At 64.1% G+C, this 13,444-nt stretch carries 12 protein-coding genes; 1 reads left to right on the top strand and 11 read right to left on the bottom strand.

The window, feature by feature from the left end:
- Positions 1-252: 252 nt before the first annotated feature.
- The 11 genes from LB553_RS23255 to LB553_RS23305 all read right to left on the bottom strand — a co-directional run bounded on the left by LB553_RS23255 (position 253) and on the right by LB553_RS23305 (position 10,435).
- Positions 253-1,401: an MFS transporter gene (locus tag LB553_RS23255; protein ID WP_224516633.1), complete on the bottom strand. Its 1,149-nt coding sequence runs from the start codon at positions 1,399-1,401 to the stop codon at positions 253-255.
- Positions 1,402-1,467: 66 nt separating this feature from the next.
- Positions 1,468-2,856, bottom strand: coding sequence for an FAD-dependent oxidoreductase (locus LB553_RS23260; protein WP_224516634.1), 1,389 nt, complete (start codon positions 2,854-2,856; stop codon positions 1,468-1,470).
- A 50-nt stretch (positions 2,857-2,906) separates the two neighbouring features.
- Entirely contained in the window at positions 2,907-3,227 is a 321-nt protein-coding gene (locus tag LB553_RS23265; protein ID WP_224516635.1) for an ArsR/SmtB family transcription factor, read from the bottom strand.
- 64 nt (positions 3,228-3,291) lie between these two features.
- Positions 3,292-3,714: an arsenate reductase (glutaredoxin) gene (gene arsC / locus LB553_RS23270; RefSeq protein ID WP_224516636.1), complete on the bottom strand. Its 423-nt coding sequence runs from the start codon at positions 3,712-3,714 to the stop codon at positions 3,292-3,294.
- Entirely contained in the window at positions 3,711-4,400 is a 690-nt protein-coding gene (locus tag LB553_RS23275; RefSeq protein WP_224516637.1) for an aquaporin, read from the bottom strand. The genes arsC and LB553_RS23275 overlap by 4 nt, the downstream gene beginning before the upstream one ends.
- 24 nt (positions 4,401-4,424) lie before the next feature.
- Positions 4,425-4,757 carry an ArsR/SmtB family transcription factor gene (locus LB553_RS23280; RefSeq protein ID WP_224516638.1) on the bottom strand — a complete coding sequence of 111 codons (333 nt, stop codon included), beginning with the start codon at positions 4,755-4,757 and terminating at the stop codon, positions 4,425-4,427.
- 204 nt (positions 4,758-4,961) lie between these two features.
- The gene (locus LB553_RS23285) at positions 4,962-6,122 is read right to left on the bottom strand and encodes a YncE family protein (protein ID WP_224516639.1); all 1,161 of its coding nucleotides are present in this window, start codon (positions 6,120-6,122) and stop codon (positions 4,962-4,964) included.
- Between the two features lie 71 nt (positions 6,123-6,193).
- The gene (locus LB553_RS23290; protein WP_224516640.1) at positions 6,194-7,474 is read right to left on the bottom strand and encodes a GNAT family N-acetyltransferase; all 1,281 of its coding nucleotides are present in this window, start codon (positions 7,472-7,474) and stop codon (positions 6,194-6,196) included.
- Positions 7,474-8,877, bottom strand: a complete 1,404-nt coding sequence (locus LB553_RS23295) for a lipopolysaccharide biosynthesis protein (protein WP_224516641.1) — start codon at positions 8,875-8,877, stop codon at positions 7,474-7,476. The genes LB553_RS23290 and LB553_RS23295 overlap by 1 nt, the downstream gene beginning before the upstream one ends.
- 315 nt (positions 8,878-9,192) lie before the next feature.
- Positions 9,193-9,645 carry a hypothetical protein gene (locus tag LB553_RS23300; protein WP_224516673.1) on the bottom strand — a complete coding sequence of 151 codons (453 nt, stop codon included), beginning with the start codon at positions 9,643-9,645 and terminating at the stop codon, positions 9,193-9,195.
- A gap of 517 nt (positions 9,646-10,162) precedes the next feature.
- Positions 10,163-10,435: a DUF4242 domain-containing protein gene (locus tag LB553_RS23305; protein ID WP_095767571.1), complete on the bottom strand. Its 273-nt coding sequence runs from the start codon at positions 10,433-10,435 to the stop codon at positions 10,163-10,165.
- A gap of 243 nt (positions 10,436-10,678) precedes the next feature.
- Between LB553_RS23305 and LB553_RS23310 the strand changes: the two genes are divergently transcribed.
- Positions 10,679-13,264 carry a helix-turn-helix transcriptional regulator gene (locus LB553_RS23310; protein ID WP_224516642.1) on the top strand — a complete coding sequence of 862 codons (2,586 nt, stop codon included), beginning with the start codon at positions 10,679-10,681 and terminating at the stop codon, positions 13,262-13,264.
- Positions 13,265-13,444: the final 180 nt, after the last annotated feature.

Genomic DNA, 13,444 nt, shown 5'->3' on the forward strand with positions numbered 1-13,444 from the left:
TTGAAGTCAGTAATCCAGCAGCTTCAAGGGTTTGTCATTCCTCCGAGGTACAACGGAAGGAACAGAAATGGGCACAGTGTCAGACAAGCATTCTTCAACGTAGGCGAAGCAAAAAAGACGGGAAGCACGTCCTACCGCTACCGGCGCGCTGTCGATGAGCCTTATCGGTCGTCAAAGCTGTTCCAAAAAGGGCAGCCGGCCGGCAGGGCTCATGGGGTCCAAACTCGTAACAGCCCGGCCGATAACTATGCATTATTGCATCTGCACCTGTAGCGTTCGACGACGGAAGATCAGCCAGCCCAAGCTGCAAGCGAGCCCGACGTTCAGCAGCGCCAAACCGGCGAGAACTGCAAGGGTGCCGTGGGGGCCGACTTGCTCCAACAACAAAGCTCCTAAAGACGGCGCTGCCGCTTGGGCGATCAAGCTGGGCATAGCAAGACGTCCCATCAGTCTCGCGTACCCCGACGGACCGAACAGAGCGAGCGGCAGCGTGCCTCTCGCTATTGTTTCGAGGCCGATGCCTGCACCGTAGAATGCCAGCGCCACGGGCACCACCGGAACCCCGACCCAGAGCGCGCCAATGCCGATGGCAACGAAGCTCACCGACGCGAACTTGGTCCAGATGGGATGATGGTAGCGGGCGATGACCATCTCGACGGCACGCGCCGACACCTGGGCGGGGCCGACCAGTGCCCCGAGCCCAACGGCAGCGGCGAGCGCCATGCCGCTGGCCTGCAAGATGGTGAGCAGATGAACTGACATCGTCGACGAAATGACCGCCGCCAAGGTCAGCGTGGCGGCTAGGACGACCATGATCGGAACTGAGGCCGGCTGAACGGCGGTGCCAACCTGCGCCTTTCCCGGTCGGTCTGTGACGCTCGGCAGCGGCACCCCACGCGGCAACATTGCGAGATAGAGGGGCAGGGCGAACAACAACTGGACCGAAGCATAGACGAGGCATGCGCCGCGCCAGCCCGTCTCGCCCATGAGGAAGGCCGAGACCGGCCAACAGAACGTGCTGGCGAAGCCGCCGAACAGCGAAAGGGTTGTGATAGCCGAGCGCGCGCTATGCCCGTAGAGCCGGCCGAGGGTCGCGAAGGCGGCATCGTACAAGCCCGCCCCCATCCCAAGTCCAACAATGAGCCACGCTGCGATATAGGCGGCGAGGTTCGGCGAGGCAGCGAGCCCGATCTGGCCGACGCCGATGCAGCCGGCGCTGAACGCAAGAACGTTCCGGCCGCCGTGGCGCTCGATGGAAGAGCCGACACGAGGCGAGATCAAACCGGCGACGAGCAAGCCGAGCGACAATCCGCCAACGACCCAAGTCAGTGGCCAGCCAGAGTCAGCGGCTATCTTGGGTGCGATGACCGCCGGCAGGTAGTAGGTGGACCCCCAGGCCATGATCTGGGTAGTCCCAAGGACGGTTATGATCGTTCGCCGACTGTGCTCCATCGCGGTTTGATTCGTTCATGCTGCTGCGTTGCAGCCGCAGCCGCTCTTGCCAGCGGCTTCCGCTTCAGCGTCGGCGACACAACAGGCGTCTGCCTCGGAAGGAGCTGGGTCACCACAACACCCGCCACCCGCCGCGCGTATGGTCGAGGGAGGGACCGTGCAGACGCCTGTTTCGGGTAGCACCAGTTGCACCGCATCCGCAGCCGCCATCTCGCCAGCGAGAGCTGCCGCGACCGACCGCACCTGTTCATACCCGGTCATCAGCAAGAAGGTCGGAGCGCGGCCGTAGCTCTTGACGCCGACAGTGTAGAAGTCGGGCTCGGGGTGGCTCAGTTCGCGATGGCCGTGCGGGGGAACATCGCCGCAGGAGTGTTCGTTGGGGTCGATCAGAGGCCCCAGCGCCTTGACACTCTCAAGCCACGGGTCAAGGTCCAGCCTAAGTTCGCGCGTGAGGGAGAGGTCGGGCCGCTGGCCGGTTGCGGCGATGATACGGTCAACAGGTCCCAGCACTTGTAAGCCGTCCCGCGTTTGACCTTCGACGGTTAGGCGGCCCTTTGAGTTGCGGATGGCTAGCGTCGCGAAGCCGGTCACCATCGTTGTGCCGCCGCTTTCCACCAATTCGCGAGCATCAGAGCCCAACTCGCCACGCGCGGGAAGTTGGTCGGCGTCTCCACCGCCGTAGATGCGCACAAGATCGGTACTGCGTGTCACCCAGAGAGAAGTGGTGCCCGGCTCATCAGCACCCAATCTATCGAGTTCCAGCAGTGCGTTGGCGGCCGAAAGGCCGGACCCTGCCACCAGGGTTGTGCGACCTGCATAGAGGCTGCGGTCGCGCCCGAGAATGTCGGGGATGCCGTAGGCGATCTTGTCAGCGAACTCGGCTTCGCCCTCCGCCGCGATACCACCGCCACCAAGCGGATTTGGCGTCTGCCATGTCCCAGACGCATCAACGACGGCACGCGCGCCGTCGCGTTTGATCCCCTCGGCGGTCTTCACGACCAACATGAAGGGCCGCGCCTGTCGATCCTTGCTCAAGACCTTGTCCGCGCCCCAGCGGGAGATGCCAACTACGTTTGCATTGGTCTCGATAGATGTTGAGAGTTCAGGGAGCCTCGCGAGCGGTTCAAGGTAGTGCGCGACCAGCTCATCAGCGGTTGGGAACGCTTCCGGATCGGGCATCGTCCAGCCACTGCGCTCAAGCAGCTTTACCGCCGTCCGATCAACACAGTAGCGCCAAGGCGTGAACACCCGGACATGACCCCAATCCCTGAGATTGGTGGCGATGCCATCGCCGGCCTCATAGACCTTCACCCGGAGTCCCCTTTGGATAAGCTGGACGGCGGCCGCCAAGCCGACCGGGCCGGCTCCGATGACGGCGACAGGGAGGACGTCACGGTCATTCATTGACATTTTCCATCCTTCCGGGATCATCGAAATACGAAACAAAAAAGACGCTATGCTGCCGCTTCGCCCTCGACGGCACCGCAAGCCGCGTCAGCGCAGCACTCGTCAGCCAGGAAGCCGATCAGATCTCGCATGATAGGGTAGTTGGCCCGGCAGATGAGGGTCGTCGCCTGCCGCTCCTGCGTCACGAGACCGGTCAGAATAAGGCGATGCAAATGATGGGACAGCGTCGAGGCTGCGATGCCAAGGCTGTCCTGCAAATACCCCACGGGCCGACCTGCCTCGCCGGCTCTGACCAGAGTGCGATAGAGCTTGAGCCGTGTCGGGTTGCCGATGGCTTCGAGCTGTTTTGCGGCTTGTTCGAGTTTCATGGAAATAAACTGCGCCCGCAGCCGCCACAGGTCAACACCTATTTCGACAATGATCGAAATATAGTCAGCCGACCCGTTTGCCGCTCGCGTCGATCACGACCTCACCGTCTTCCTTGGTGAAGGGGCCGATGTCGGGATTGGGTAAGATCGGCAGGACCGCCTCAGATGGTCGCGCTAAGACCGCACCCAGCGGGGTCACCACGATTGGGCGGTTGATCAGGATCGGATGCTTGACCATGGCGTCGATCAAATCGTCGTCTGACCACTTTGGGTCAGCAAGCCCAAGCTCCTCATAGGGCGTTCCCTTTTCCCGCAGCAGGGCACGCGGAGTGATACCCATGGCTGCGATCAGCTCAACCAGCTTGGCGCGCGAGGGGGGCGTCTTGAGGTATTCGATGATCTCGGGCTCTTCGCCGCTCTGCCTGATCATGGCGAGCGTGTTTCGCGAGGTGCCGCACTGGGGGTTGTGATAGATCGTGACGGTCATCCGGCGGATTCCACTTTCGTGAGGGCTTGGGGTTCCGCGAGCAGCCACCCAGCTAGTGCCATAGCGACCAGAGCGCCGGCGAGCTGAGCTGCGATGAATGCGGGGACGTCGAGCGGCCGGATACCCGCGAAGGTGTTGGAGAGGGCGCGGGCCACGGCCACTGCTGGGTTCGCGAACGATGTCGATGCGGTGAACCAGTAGGCGGCCACGATGTAGAGCCCAACCAGCCACGGGATGGCATCCGCTCGGAAGCGAAGACCCGCAAGGATGGTGAAGACGAGCCCGAAGGTCGCGACCGCCTCGGCGATCCACAGGCCAGACCCCGAGCGCACCGTGGTCGAGAGACTGAAGAGCGGCATGTCGAACATGGCATGAGCGACCAGTGTGCCGAGAATGCCTCCAGCGAGCTGGGCTGCCACGTAGGTCAGAGCGACGTCGAGGCCGATCTGGTGCCGCAAGCTGAACACGAGCGTGACAGCCGGGTTGAAGTGCGCACCGGAAGTCGGGCCGAGGACGGTGATCAGCACGACCAGTATCGCGCCGGTCGGCAAGGTGTTGCAGAGCAAGGCGAGTGCCGCATCATGGGTCAGCCGATCAGCCATAATGCCCGAACCGACCACAGCGGCGACCAGCATCGCGGTTCCAAGGCCTTCGGCAGCGAGCCGTCGCGACAGGTCAGCGGACATGGTGCCGATCCTCCTCCGAGATCATCAGCATTTGCAGGTCGCCGCTTGGATGACTGGCTGGCAAAACTCTGGGGCCTCCCTGCAGCAGTCTTCCATCAGATAGGCCAGCAGATCGCGAAAGGCGTTCATGTCCACGAGATAACGTATGATCCGTCCCTCCCGTTCGGCCCGAACCAGCCCGGCGCGGTCGAGGACCTTCAGATGCGCAGACATGGTGTTCTGCACCGTTCCCAGTTGCGACGCGATCTCGCCAGCTGGAACACCTTCGGCACCCGCCCGCACGAGCAGCCGGAAAGCCCCTAACCTTGTGTCCTGGCCAAGCGCGGCCAGCGCGAGCAGGGCTGCTGTCTTGTCCATGCATCCATCCATCCAGATTTGCGGATGTGTAGGTCCCCAGCATGACGGTTGGACGACAGGCTGAAAAGGGCGGAATTTTTTGGCCAAAGATTTGCGCGCCCAATCCGATCATCAGCACGCGCCTCCTTTCCCCCGGCCGGGTCTTCGGCCCATCAGGAGCGCATCGCGGCCTTGGGCGTAGGTGGCGGGCCACCCCAAAAGTACCTACCGCATATTCCCCGTATGCCCCTGCGAGTAGCGCCCCGGCTGCGGCCACACGGTGAGGCCATGCGGCTCCGCGCCGACGCGGATCTTGATCACCGCGCCGCTCATCGTGTCGATCATATAGACCTCGCTGTCGAAGCGGCCGGAGAGCCATAGCTGCCTGCCGTCGGCGCTGACATTGCCCATGTCGGGGCTGCCGCCGCCGGGAATCGGCCATTGCGCGACCACCGCGCGGGTGGCGAAGTCGATGACCGTGACGCTGCCCGGGCCCCTGGCCTTGCCCTGCTCCATCCTGTGCGAGCCGCGGTTCGAGACGTAGAGCCGCTTGCCGTCGCGGCTGACGACGAAGCCATGCGTGCCGATGCCGGTCGCAATGAAGCCGATTTCCCGAAAATTGTCGCCGTCGACCAGGAACACGCCGTCATTCATCATGTCGGCCACGTAGAAGACCTTGCCGTCGGGCGACAGGCGGATGTCCTGCGGCATGCCCATTTTCGAGAGGTCGAGGTGGCCCAGCACCCTCTGGTTCTTCAGGTCGATCTTGGCCAGGCCGCCGTCGCCATATTCGCAGGTGAAGATCGCGTAGGAGCCGTCGGCAGAGAAGTCGGCGTGGTTGATGCCGGGGCAGGTCGGCGTCGGCAGGCTCGATTTCAAGGCCATGGTGTGCGGGTCGCGGAAATCGAGCTGCTTCATCGCCTCGTCGACGATGATGGCGGCGCTGCCGTCCGGCATGAAATACAGATTGTAGGGGTCGTCGACCGGGATCTGCTGGCCGGGCTTGGCCGTCATCGGGTCGATCGGCGTCAGGCTGCCGTTCCTGCCGGTGCCGTTGTTGGCGACCCACAGCGTCTTGAGGTCCCAGGACGGCACGACATGCTGCGGCTCGCTGCCGACCGGGAAGCGGCCGACCTCCTTTAAGGTGACAGTATCGATCACCGAGACGCTGTTGGAGGAACGGTTCGGCACATAGACGCGCGACAGCGCGCCGGCCGTGGCGGGACTCAGATGGCCGGCCTTGGTCTGGCTGTAGATGTTGACCGGGGGAGGCGCCGGATCGGAGCAATCCTCCGGGCAGGTATCGGCCACGGCTCGAGCCGGAAACATGGCGAGCAGGACAAGCGGCGCACAAAGGTGGGCGAAGCGCAGGACGATATCGATCATTTGGAGTGCTTTGTGGTGAAGGCCGGCCGGGTCCGGCCGCCGCAAGCCATAGCCGGTGTCTCGCCGCCCCTCTAGCGTCTTTTCAGCAGGCTCCGCATGCGATTGCGCAGGATGCGCGCCATGTTGCGAGTCTCGCGGTAGAGATGCAGTTGCGAGGCGGCCTGCCGGGCCAGCCGGTCGGCGTCCGGCGTCAACCCAATCACCAGCGTGCCCGTCGGCTTGCGCTCGCTCCACAGGCGGCTCATCACCGGATGGTCCGGAACCGCGCAGGAATCGGTCATGACGATGTTTGGATCGTCGAGATGCTGCCTGGTCACCTCGATCATCAAAAGCGTGCCCGGCGAATAGGCGGAGAGCGTCTCGTCATAGGCCGTCTTCCAGGTATAGGCGACGCCGGCTTCGACGAAGACGATCAGGCAGGCGATGGTGCGGCCATCGAGCGTCAAAAGGTGGATGCGGCACATGTCCTGCTCGGCCAGCCGGTGCACGGCCTCGCGGGCGAAGGCGGCGCGGTAGCGGTCGATCGCCATCGCGGTGCGCTCGCGGCCTTTCCAGCCGGCCGCTTCCAGCGTCAGGAAGCTTTCGATGGCGTGGCGGATCTCATCCGGCCCGCGCGCCACGACGTGCTCGAGCCTGCCTTGATCGGCAAGGCGCCGCTTCAGGCGGCGGAATTCGCGGTAGTGATGCGCCCGCAGCGACGCCTTGAGGTAGTCCTCGCCGTCGGCGTCGCTCTCCAGCACCGGACGTTCGACCTTGCCGGTGGTCACCATGGTCAAGCCACGGCTGTCGGCAAAGGAGGTGAGCAGGCTCGCCACCGGACCGTCGAGGCGCATATCGGGCAGCACCAAGACCCTGGGCAGCTTGAGATGCGGCCTCGACAGCATCGAGAAGAAATCCTCGATGACGCCGATGGGATCGTCGCGGTCGACCAGCGGCGTGCCGAGCGGGCCGAACGGGCTCGACCATGTGCGCATCACCGGAACGCCGAGCGGGATCGCCGGCCGCTCGACCGAGAAGGGCACCAGAAGGCGCAGCCGGTTGCGATACTCGTCGCCGTCGCGGATGACGGCCAGCCGCACCTCGCGGTCTTCCAGCCGCGGCATGGCCGGCGCCAGGAAACGCGGGTTGAAGAAGACATTGGGCTCGATCGTGCGGGCGCTGAGATAGTCGAGCTCCTCGACAAGGTCGAAGCCGGCCGAGGCCGGGTAGATGGCTAGCTTGCGTTCCGGCCTGTTGCTGGCGAAGAGCTCGATATGGGCCGGGTCGGCCTCGCGCGCCAAGCCGGCAAGGTTGGAGACCATGGCGCCGGCGGGGCCGCCGCTGGTCTCTTCGAGCAACGGGACGGCGGCCATCAGGCGATTTCCTTCTTTGCAGGCACGAAGATCGCCATCACGATGCCGAGCTTGCGCCAGACAGTGAAGGAGAGCGCGCTGGCCTCGAAGACCATGGCGAGGCTGGTGGCGATGGCCGCGCCCCAGAGGCCGAACAGCGGAATGAGGACCACGTTGAGGCCGATATTGAGGGCAAGCGTCATGGCATAGACGGCGGCGCAGATGTTCTGGTTGCCGCTCATGGTGAGCAGGCTCTCGCAGGGGCCGACGGCGGCGCGCGCCACGACGCCCAGCACCAGCAGGAAGAGCAGCGGATAGCCGGCGGTGAATTCGGGACCGAACAGCACCAGCATCGGCTCGCCCAGCGCCAGCACCAGTAGCGCCATCAGCAGCGAGGGCCAGAAGGTCCAGGAGACGGTCTCGCGGGCGAAGGCGGCAAGCCGATGCGGCTCGCCATGGGTGAATTGGGCGTAGCGCTGGGCAACGCCGGCCTTGACCGCGAAATAAACGAAATGCACCAGCGCCAGCGTCTTCACCGTGGCGAAATAGACGGCAACATCATTGGGATCGAGATAGGCGCCCACCATCAGCACGTCGGCGTTGGTGAGCAGGAAGAAGAAGCCCTCGACCAGGAAGATCGGCAGCGAAACGAGGATCCACTGGCCGAAATGCACGGTCATTGGCCCGGGCAGGATTCTTTTGTCCATGCGCGAGGTGACGGCCATCAACTGGCCGAGCGTGGTGACATAGGTTGCGGCGATCGACGCGAAGATCGCGGTCTTGGCGTCGGGCACATAGTGCAGGCCAAGCATCAGCGCCATGAACATCAGGATCAGCACCGGGCGCACCAGATAGGTGGGCGACAGCGCCAGCAGCGCCCAGGAATTGGCGCGCGCCAGCCCCTGAAGAAGATCGCCGAGCGCGATCATCGGCAGGCAGATGACGCCGAGGATGAAAGGGATGACGTAGTAGTTCTCGATCCAGTCCGAGGCGAGCCACACGCCAAGCGCGCCAAGGCCTGCCACCAGAGTCGAGGCGACGAGCACGAAAAGGCGGCTCGCCTGCACGATGCCGCGCAGCTCGGCCAGCATGCCGCGCTCGCGATATTCGGGAATGAAACGGATGACCGAGGTGTGGAAGCCGAGGCAGGCGAGATTGCCGACGATGACCATCGTTACCCAGACCAGCACCGAGATACCGTATTCGAACGAGCCCATCCAGCGTGCCATCAGCACCTGGCTGACGAAGGCGATGAAGGCACTGATGATACGGATGGAAAAGGCGATCAGCGACATGCGCCCGGCTTCGCCGCGCTCGTCGGCGGTGAACAGAACGGCATCGATGCGGCCAAGCAACGGCCGCATGCGCAGCGCCCAGCGCTGCGGCAGGAACCGCCCGGCAGTCGTTGCCGCGGAAAAGCGCACCCCGAATACTCTCCGTTTTCCAGCCTCTTTCCAAGGTTTCGGTCTATCCGAAACACCTTAAGAAAGGGTGGGTGGGGTGCTTCCTTCTCCCCGGTCACGGGGAGCGGTGGCGGCAGGCGGATGAGAGGCAGAGCCGGCTTCGGAAATTTGGGATGAACCGCGTGTCGAAAAGGTTCTTTGCGGGAGGGGTCCTAAACAGGGTGATCATCCTCTGTCAGATACGAGGGGGCGGCCGATCGCAATCGCCGGCGCCGCCCCTCATCCGACCCTTCGGGCCACCTTCTCCCCGTGAAACGGGGAGAAGGAAAGGGTGTCTCACATCCCCTGCATCGCCTCGCAGGAGACGTTCGGGTTCATGTCGGCGAAGGCGCCGGTGGGGTTCTGCTTCCAGGCCCAGACATGCAGCTCATAGAAGGGGCCGAGGCCGTAGCGGTTGGGCGCGGTGTTGAAGTTGAACAGATGGCCCTCGAGCGAGGCGGGGCCCTTTGCGGTGATGTATTCGACGGCGATCAGCTTCAGCTTGCCGCCGGCCATCGGCTCGTACATCACCGCTTCAGGCTTGGCGACGTCAACGGCGTCGTCCTTCAGATAGGCCGCGTTGACGTAGTGGATGCCCATCGCGCCGCCGGTGAGGCCGCTGGCGCAGGGGATCGGCGCGTAGCCTTCAGCTTTCGCCACGGCGACGTCCTCGAAGCGGCTGTCCAGCGCCCGCACCTTTTCGGCAAGCGGATTGACGGTTTCTGCCGTGGCCGCGCCCGCCATCAGCATGATGATCGAGGCAGAAGCGCCGATAACGCATTTGGTCAAGGTCTGAATGTTCATTTGTCTCCCCAATTGAGGCGCGCAAGCGGCGGCAATCGGCCAGTAAGGCCAACTCCGAACGCCGGCAGCGCCTGGCGATAAAAAGGATGGTCGCTGATCCCGACCAGAGCGGTTCACCAAACGAACCGCTCCAAGTCTTTGTTTTGCGCAATTCCGGACGGAAAACCGCTCCGCACTTTCCTGGAATTGCCCGGTGCGGGATCAGCGGTGATGCCACCAATATTCCCAGTACTCGCGCGGGTTTTCCCGCTCATGCAGGTCGATGTCGCGCTTCAGGTAATCGTCCTGCGGTGGGAGGAGACGGCGCCGGCTTCGCAGGGGCGAAAGCAACGCCGACACAGCCCGTCGCATGAAGCCGCGCCGTGGCGGGACATTATCCGCTGCGGCGGATACACTCTCGCTATCCGGCACGGCGTCAGGTCCGCCGGCGATGGGTACGGTCTGCCCAACATGGTCTGCCCGATCAGCGATAAAAGTAGGGGTCGAGGACCCGGACCTCCGTGATCTTGTCGACGGGAAGCGAATTCTTCTGCGCGGTGCTGCGGATCGCCTCCGGCGAGGGCGCATCGTAAATGCAGAAGCTCTTGCTCTTGTCGGGCGAGACGAAGGATTGCACCCAGGTGACGCCTTTCTCGGCGTTGCGGGCGATGACGCCGCCCATCGCGGTTGCGCCGGCATCGTTCATCGGCACGTGCAGCCCATCGGGGAAGGTACGTTCAATCAGGTAACGAGGCACGATCGGTTTCCTTTCATTGGTGAATTGCGCTCGGTTCAAGCGCGACCCAGCAGAAATCACCTTCGCGGAAGGCGCGCATCGGAGCCATTCCCCATATTGGCCGGGACGATTCCCTATCTTTGCGACGTTTTATGTGGAAGATAGCACCTCAATGTGTGGGAAGTCACATTTCTGTGCCGTTTCCCACGCTATCGCGGCGGCGGCCGCCACGATGGAAAATTCTGGTTTCGCGAGAGAGTGACGATGCTTCTGGAACGGCAGACGCAACTGCAGCAAATGGATGCCTTGCTGGCAGATGCAACAGGCGGGCGCGGCCGCGTCGTGGTCCTGTCGGGGGAAGCCGGCGCCGGCAAGACGGCGCTGGCCGAGGCGTTCGCAAGTCGCTTGGGCGAGGGGCTGATCGTGCTTCGCAGCGCCTGCGAGGACCTCTCTATTCCCGATCCGCTGGGGCCGCTTTACGATCTGGCCCGCGAGGCGCACTGGGAGCCGCCGCGGGCGATCGACGACCGCCAGGTGCAGCGCCTGCCATTGTTTTCCGAGGCGCTCGACGTCTTCGAGGCGAAAGGCCCATGCCTGCTCGTCATCGAGGATCTGCACTGGGCCGATGACGCGACACTCGATTTCGTGCGTTTCCTCGGCCGGCGTATTGCAAACACGCACATCCTGCTTCTGATCACGGCGCGCACCGACCGCAGCGAAGGACAGATGCGTGTGCGCCGGGCGCTCGGCGAGATACCGGCGGGCAATATCCAACGCATAGAAGTGCCGCTGCTCAGCGAAAGCGCGGTGCTCTCGCTCGCCGCGGCTGCCGAGCGCGACGGCGACGCGATCTACCGCGCAACGGCGGGCAACGCCTTCTTCGTCACCGAGCTGCTCGCCGCCGCAGGCGATGGCGCGTTGCCGGCGAGCGTCCGCGACGCCGTGCTGGCGCGCGCCGAAAGATTGTCGCCGGGCGCCCGTTCGATGCTCGACGCTGTCTCGGTGTTTCCGCGCCGCGCCGATGCCTGGGCGCTGAGCGGCCTTTGCGGAATTGCCGCCGCCGGCCAACTCGCCGAATGCGTGGCCCACGGCCTGCTCGAGGATTTCGGCGACGGCTATGCCTTCCGGCACGAGATCGCCCGCACGGCCATCGAGATGGCGCTGACGCCCAGCAAACGGCGGGAGTACAATGAGCGTGCCCTGGCAGCCTTGCGGGACAATCCGCAGGTCGCCACCGCAAGGTTGGTGCATCATGCCGTGGAAGCGCAAAACCTGGACGTGGTGCGCGAGCTCGCGCCGGTCGCCGCGCGGGAGGCATCTCGCGTCGGCGCGCATCGCGATGCGGCGGGCTATTACGAGGTCGCCCTGCGCTACGCGGATACTCTGCCGATCGAGAAGCAGGCGGAGCTTTACGAAGGCCATGCGTTCGAGTGCCACCTGATCGGCCGCGTCGACACGGCGATGGAAGCACAAGGCCGGGCGCGCCAGCTGCGCCAGGCGCTGGGGGATCGGCTGAAGGAAGGCGACAGCCTCAGGTGCTTGTCACGCTTGGCCTATCTGCTCGGCGATCGCGAGTCGGCGGACCGGTTCGGATCACAGGCCATGGAGCTTTTGGAAACGGCTCCCGACAGTCCCGAACTCGCCATGGCCTATTCCAATCTCTCGCAGCTGGCGATGCTGGCCGAGCGGCTCGAGGAGACGCTTAGGTTCGGCGGCAAGGCCGTCGAACTGGCGGAGCGGCTCAACCGACCGGACATCCTTTGCCACGCCCTCAACAATGTCGGGGCGGCCGGGCAATGGCTGGATTTCGCCAAGGGGCGGCGCGATCTCGCCCGCAGTCTTGGAATTGCGCTGTCGGGCAACTTTCAGGAGCACGCCGCGCGGGCCTTCACCAACTGCGCCTGCGTCGAGATGAACAGGCTTAACTTCGATGAAGCGGCGGCGTTCCTGGATCGCGGCATCGGCTATTGCGTCGAGAACGATCTCGCGACCTGGCGCGACTATATGCGCGGCGTGCAGGCGCAGCTCCTGCTCAGGCTCGGCCATTGGGACGATGCCGCGGCCATGGCGCATGAGGTTGTCGACGATGAAGCAACGACGCCGTTGGTGCGCTATCCCTCACTCGTCGCGCTGGCCCGCTTGCGCATCCGCAGGGGAGACCCGTCGGCCGAGCCGGTTCTCGACGAGATGAGGCTGTTTCTCGACAAGGGCATGGAGCTGCAACGACTTGTGCCCTTCGCCTCGGTGATGGCCGAACTGGCATGGCTGGGCGAGGGGAACAGGGACGAAGCGCTGCGCCTCATCGCCCTTGCCGAAAGCCTTGCGCCGACGCGGGCGGTGTTCGGCGAACTGGCGATATGGCGGCAGCTTTTGTTGCCTGAAAGCGATCCCGGCGACACCGACGGAATGGCTGAGCCGCATCGCCTGCAACTGCTTGGCGACTGGCGTGCCGCCGCCGCGCTCTGGACGAAAATGGATGCCCCCTTCGAGCGGGCGCTCGCGTTGCTGAGGGGCGACGAGGCAGCGCGGCGCGAGGCGCTCGATGGTTTCGAGGCGCTCGGCGCAAGGCCGGTGGCGCAGCATGTGCGCGGCCTCATGCGGCAGAGCGGGTTGATTCATATCGCAAGAGGGCCAAGACAAGCGACGCGCGCCAACCAGGCCGGCCTCACGCAGCGCCAGATGGAAGTGCTGGAACTTCTCGAGCGAGGCTTTTCCAACAAGAAGATCGCCGCGCATCTGACAATTTCGCCCAAGACGGTCGATCACCATGTCTCGGCAGTGCTGGAGAAGCTGGAAGTCATCTCGCGCGGCGAGGCGGCGGCCGCGGCGCGCGCGTCGGGGCTGGTGTGAAGGCGGGAAGCTGAAATAAATCCGGGGTGCTAGATCAGGATGACGTTTCGTTGAATCGCCTGATCTAACTCTCTTGTAAGAGCATGATCTTCTCCGAAAACCGGTTCCCACTTTTCGGGATCATGCAATAACATCGCCGAACGCAGGCGCTGCCCCTCATCCGCCCTCCTGGCAGCTTCT

Source organism: Mesorhizobium sp. CA8, assembly GCF_020164955.1.
Taxonomy (GTDB): domain Bacteria; phylum Pseudomonadota; class Alphaproteobacteria; order Rhizobiales; family Rhizobiaceae; genus Mesorhizobium.